The organism is Mycobacterium sp. ENV421, from assembly GCF_002887815.1.
GTDB lineage: Bacteria > Actinomycetota > Actinomycetes > Mycobacteriales > Mycobacteriaceae > Mycobacterium.
Map to the genome: position 1 here is coordinate 1 of NZ_PDHO01000088.1, position 4,464 is coordinate 4,464.

A 4,464-nucleotide genomic window follows, 5' to 3' on the forward strand; every position below is an offset into this window, starting at 1 on the left:
TTCTCCAGGGTTCAGTCCCCGTGCGGCAGCGCGGTTCTCTGAGTTTGTGCAGCTTAGAGGCCGGTGATGAGATGCTATCGGCTGCAACAGGTGTGGTGCAAGGGGGCTCGCGGTGGGTCATTGTGGCCGGCTCGGCGTGTTCAGTCGGGCCATGAGTTCTCGGTTGGCGGCGCGGGCAGCGGTCAGGTCGTCGTCGCGTTCCTCGAGCTGGTGTTGAAGGTCGAGGTTATCGTGTTCGAGCTGGCTGATGCGCTGGTGGAGCGCGTCGATGTCGACGGGGCTGCCGAGCCCGGACTCACGCCAGGTATGTTCGCCGAGCGCCTCGGAAAGCCGTTTCTCCAGTTGGTGGTTGCGGGTGTTGAGGCGGGCGGCTCGTTCGTGGGCGGCCAGCAGGTCCGCCCGCAGCGACGCATGTGTGACCGCGTGATCGCTGTTCAAATGGACTGGATCTGCTTGCAGCGCATGGATTTTCTCCAGCAGGTCGCGGTGACGGTAGAGGAACGTGCGGTCGACTCCGGCCGCGCGCGCGATTGCGGACGCACTGATCGGGTCGCCCGCGGCGGCGGCTTGGTCGAGCACCGCCAGCACCCGTTTGCGGCGGCGCCCCGAGTCGTCGCGCCGGCCGTCCAGCATCGGCTGGGTTTGCGGGTTCGTGGTGCGGGTCATGCACTGGCCTCCGACGTAGGTGTGGTGGGTAGTCCGGGCGGGGTGACGGTGAGTATGGGCATGCCGAGCGGCACCGTGTGGGCTGCGCGGTGACGGCGCACGATGGCGACGGCGTCATCGATGCGGGCTCGCTCGGTGTCGTCGATGCCGGTGATATCGCCCTTGATTCGGTTGATCAGTCGCCGGACCCGGGTGATTTCTTCCTCGGTCGGAGAGGCATCGGCACGGGCCCAGTCATCGATGCCATCAATGGTGGCGGCCAGCCGTTCTCGGGTGCGCAGCAGATCATCGAGGTATGCCTGCAACTCGGGCAGGAACGCCACGGTGGTGCGGAAGTGGTCACAGCCCACGCACCGGTACCGGACCGGGCAGGCTCCGCCGCCGGCTTTGACATTGGTCGGCTCGGTGCAGGTGCCGTAGGGGACGGCAACCTCCCCGACGGCGTGTCGGGCGCGTTCGGAGTCCAACAGCATCTGCGCATCGCGCCAGATCCTGTTGCCATGCCGGTCGAAGCTCAGCGCGGTGACGGTGTCCACGGCAGCGCGGCGACGGTCTTCGCCGATGCGGTAGTAGCGGCGAGTCATGGAGTAGCTTCGGTGATCGAGCAGTTCGGCCAGGACGTCGATCGGCACTCCGGCGTCCGCATGACGTTGGGCATACGAATGCCGGTAGGCGTACGGCACCACCCGGGTCTTGTCGAATTCGGTCCCGTCTTCGGTGCGCAAGGTGGGCAGCGCGGCGAGCCAGTCACGGTGACGAGCCGCCAGGGTATTTGTGCTGATTGCCTTGCGCCCGTCAGGATTTCGTACCCGTGTGGGCAGCAATCTCAGCTCCGCGATGGGCGTGTCGGGGAAACGATGTCGGACGCGGTGTTGTTGGGCTGTGATGACCGCGGCGGTTGTCGTGCTGATCGGCAATCGGCGGCGAAGCCTATTGGCTTTGATGTTGTCGTAGACGAGCACCTCCCCGCCGTCTTTGTCTCGGTCCAGGCAGTTCAGGGTGAGGTTGAGAATGTCCTCGGGCCGGCGGCCGGTGTCGATGCCGATCTGGGTGGCGACCCTGACTTCGGCGGGCTCGAGGGTGTCGAGGTTCGAGCACACGACGTTCATGATCTCGGCGGGCAGGCAGCGTCCGGGCTCACCGCGTTCGGGATCGGCGGGGATGTCGATGCGTTCGATCGCGAAGTCGCCGGGCAATCCTGCAGCCGGCTGCCGGGGTCGGGTCAATCCCAGAGAGCGGATGCCTGCCAGCACTTGGCGCACGTCCCGGCAGATCATGTTGCGCCGGTAGCGACCGATCCGACCGGTGAACTCCAGATGGCCGAGCCGGTTGAGGAACTCCTCCAGGTCCGTCCGGCCAAGCGCGGCGGGGTCGAGACCGCGGTCGGGTCGGCGGGCGAGGTGTTCGGACAGCAACCCGATATTGTTGATCTTGCCGCGCACACGAGAGGCACCGCTGCCCCGGTGATGCGGAAGCTGCTCGGCCGCCCATCGTTTGGCGGCATCGGCCAGCCATGGTTGGGTGATCGCGGTGAAGGACAGCCTCCCGGGGTGACCGAAAATGGCCAGATCCCAGATGTCCTGGGTTTGTTCGCCCCCGGGGTCGGCGAGCGCGCGGCGGGCGTCGCGGGCGAACGAGGCCAGCACCGAGCGTGCACGCAAGCCAGGGGCCAGGCCCGGCTCGCAGTCGTGGATCGAGGCGACTTGGTGGCGGCGCAAAGTGTCGCAGACCGCCCGCAGCACAACGTCGGTGAGCCGCAGGCCCTCCCGAACGCGGGTCTGCAAGCCGACCAGCACTTCCACCACGACCAGCTCGGGCAGTTTCCGCAGGTTCACCTGCCCTGGTTCGGCCACTCCCGATTCGCGTGTCCGCCACGATTGTTCGTCGAGTCCGGGGCCGTTCTGTTGAGCTACGGACCACCGTTGATAGTGCGTGCCGCAGTAACCGATCGCCCCGTCTGCGGTGCGGGTGCACGCCGGAACCGAGCAGGCCGGAGACGGTGGATGGGGCCGCACCCGCGGATGCCGCACGAACTCCTCGACGGTCACGGGAATCCGCCTGTTTCGGAAGTTGGAAGCGTGCGGTTCGCACAACACTGCACCCGGGACCGTCGGCACGCATCGGCATTTCGGGACCGCGCAGTGCGGTGCCGGGACGGGCGCGGCGGGAAGGCTCTCGCGGGCGGCGATGTCGTCCACGGTCATGCCCATGCGGGTCAGCCTGGTAAAACAGCGGTGGCAGATGTCGGGGTAGTTGTAATGGGCGGTCGCAGTGCACTGCTCGACCCGACACACTTTCCGGCCGAGGAGCCGGTGTCCGACGGGCAGAAACAGGATTCGAGCGACCGGATCCCATCCGGCCTCCTCCAACAGCGCCCTGTCCAGCGCTCGCGCCAGCGCTGCAGCGGGACCATCGAAAGCGGCACCGATAAGCACGTGCGGGAACTCGATCCCCTTCCGGTCACCGCCCACGACACGGGCCAAGCTTGCGGCGGTCACCGGGTCACCGCACCGAGTTCACGAGGACTGGGCACGGCGTCGACGGCCGCCCGCAGCCGGGAGGAGTCGGGATGCAGATAAACCTGCGACGAGGACACCGCCGCGTGACCAAGCAAATCGGCGACCACGTCGACCCCGGCTCCGGCATCAACAACGTTGCTGCCGTACGCGTGTCGCAGCTGGTGGGGCCGCACCACGACGTCGAGTCCGGCGCGCCGCGACGCCGCGGCCATCAACTCCCCGATCGCGTCCGGGCGCATCGGTTTACCGATTTTGCCGCGGAACAGGTTGACGAACACGAAATCGTTATTGGCGGCATCGGCGACGCGCATGCGCTCGAACTCGTAGACGTCGAACACTTGCACCACAAGGAAATCCAGCGGCACCACCCGCTGCCGGCGCGATTTGGCCCACGCCTCGTTCGAGTTGTCCTCGCGGCGCACCACATGCAGATGCGCCCGCGCCACCTCGCAGCCCAGGCGGCGCGAATCCACCAGCAGGTGCACATCGCTGCGCCGCAGTCCGCACAGCTCCCCGCGGCGCAACCCGCCCCGCGCCATCAACAGCACGATCAGCCGGTCCCGCGCCGAACGGCAGGCCCGCAGTATCGCGACGATCTGCTCATCGCTGGCCCGATCGATCGTCGTTTCCGGTTCCCGCAGCCGATGCCGGGCCCGCATCCGCCACGCCATCCGACCGTCCTCGCCGCGGGCCTCGGCCGGCAGGTCCCGGTCGTCGGCGACCTCGTAGAGCATCGACACCAGTCCCGCCGCCCCGGTGCCGGTCGCGACCGCGTGTACCACCATGCCCCGCACCGCCGTCAGCACACCGTTGATCCGCGATGGGCACCGCAGCGTAGCAGCGCCGGGACCGGCCACCACTCCGCTCGCGGTGTCCTCAACCGGTCCCCCGGCGTGCGCCAACCACCTTATGAACAGTGCGAAACCCTCGACACCGCCTTGCCAGGAGCGCCCCGATCGAGCGCACCAGCGCAGAAACAACGCGATCGAATGCGCGTACGCCTTGGTCGTGGACTCGGCCGCGTCGCGGCCGAACCGCAGATGCCGCAGATACTCGTCGGCAACACCCACCACGTGCAGGTCCTCGTCCAGCACCGTCCAATACCGTTGCCCCGACGGCAAACTCACCGGGAATGCTCGCATGATCTCTCGCTTTCTGGTCGACAGTCTCAAACGACTACCAGCCACAAGCACCACACCCCCGGAGAAACGCCGAACAACCCGCCCGATCCTCCCGGTCGAGCAACATGGCGCAACAGGTCAGGCAACCCCGGAGAAGG

3 protein-coding genes are annotated in these 4,464 nt (G+C 67.3%); all 3 read right to left on the reverse strand.

Features of this window, described 5'->3' with window-relative positions:
• Positions 1 to 117: 117 nt before the first annotated feature.
• From CRM90_RS29520 to CRM90_RS29530, 3 genes are read right to left on the reverse strand one after another with little or no spacing between them, the layout of a single operon-like run.
• Complete coding sequence (locus CRM90_RS29520) at positions 118 to 633, reverse strand: DUF6262 family protein (protein WP_102810391.1); 516 nt, start codon at positions 631 to 633, stop codon at positions 118 to 120.
• Between the two features lie 29 nt (positions 634 to 662).
• Positions 663 to 3,164, reverse strand: coding sequence for a tyrosine-type recombinase/integrase (locus CRM90_RS29525; RefSeq protein WP_102810390.1), 2,502 nt, complete (start codon positions 3,162 to 3,164; stop codon positions 663 to 665).
• Entirely contained in the window at positions 3,161 to 4,327 is a 1,167-nt protein-coding gene (locus CRM90_RS29530) for a tyrosine-type recombinase/integrase (protein ID WP_006247709.1), read from the reverse strand. The genes CRM90_RS29525 and CRM90_RS29530 overlap by 4 nt, the downstream gene beginning before the upstream one ends.
• Positions 4,328 to 4,464 lie beyond the last annotated feature (137 nt).